This is a genomic window from Metasolibacillus meyeri (assembly GCF_003049505.1).
Taxonomy (GTDB): domain Bacteria; phylum Bacillota; class Bacilli; order Bacillales_A; family Planococcaceae; genus Metasolibacillus; species Metasolibacillus meyeri.
Genome location: NZ_PYWN01000272.1, coordinates 1 through 1,255 on the forward strand (window position 1 = coordinate 1; position 1,255 = coordinate 1,255).

The window sequence follows — 1,255 nt, forward strand, 5'->3', positions numbered from 1 at the left end:
GGAGGATACAGAATCTCCTAACAGTAATATTTTCTTATTCATAAATTCAATTATACAAGTTATAGAACTTGCATTTATTTCATCGTTATCTTCTTCAAATTGGGTTTTTGCTAAACTTTCAAGATTGGTTGTTATAGATGTATCTCTCGAAGAATTTGGAGCAATATTAGGTCTTCTCATTAATGAAACGCACTCTATAGCATCATCAAAGATAATGTCATTATTTAATTCAATCGTGGGAAACTTTATTCTAAGTTCTCTTTTCCATATTTTCCTTAACCCTTCTAATTCTTTCTTGGTCGGGGACAGTACTGTAATTTTGACCTCATCGTTTAAATAGATTGCATCTTCCCCTTTATACGAAATAGATTGACCACTAAAACTAGAATTCCAGTTATACCCATAATAATATAAATTTGCTGCCAAGCGCGAACCTTGTTTTCCACTTGTATCTGTTGTATTACCTTCTCGATTTTGTTCTACAACAATCGAGTTTCTAGTAATATGCTTTCGTTCTTTTTCTGTTAATATTTTATCTGTTTCTGCCATTTCTAAATGTCTATAACTATTATGCCATACTTCGCTGACCCTAATTATTTTGGGATTCTGTGCGTTTCCATTATCTTCAAAAAAACGTATTCCCCCACTAATATGATCTTGATCAATGTGTGTCACAATTATTAAATCAAGCTTTTCTTCTTTAGCTGCCATATTTATCAAATGGTTTTCCACATGTTTTTTATAAGTATTACTATAACCAAAATCCACCAAAATGTTTGTAATATTTTTTCCTAAACAACTAATTAAAAAACTATCTCCATTGCCCGCTTCAAACATTGTTACTTGAAATTTATTCATAAACATTCTCCTTCCCTTTATAAATGTTGATGTACTACTGATTGCCCTATTTCTAAGTGCCAAAAATATTTTTTCGACAAATACATCTATCGTTACTTTATAATTCTTGATGTATTTAACAATCTGCCTAGCACTTCGCTAAAAAATAATCCATCATAAATTCAGGAATTTCTACAGGATTTCTCATTTATGGTTGATTTCCAACTTTTGTTTGAGTTATTTGACTTTAATATAAAATACTTGTATGAATACTGTCAAGAAAAATATCTAAACAATACAAATTTTAAAAGGTATATCTAGAAATAAATTTTATTAATTAAACTAAATTTATTTGTTTTACGATAATTTACTAGTTATAATAAACATGCTTATGTCGTAATTTAATTACGTGGATTGA

1 protein-coding gene is annotated in these 1,255 nt (G+C 28.9%); it reads right to left on the reverse strand.

Annotated elements, in window-relative coordinates; all coding sequences use genetic code 11:
- The coding region (locus C9J34_RS21575) for an MBL fold metallo-hydrolase (RefSeq protein WP_107842204.1) at positions 1-858 on the reverse strand (858 nt) is incomplete at its 3' end.
- Positions 859-1,255: the final 397 nt, after the last annotated feature.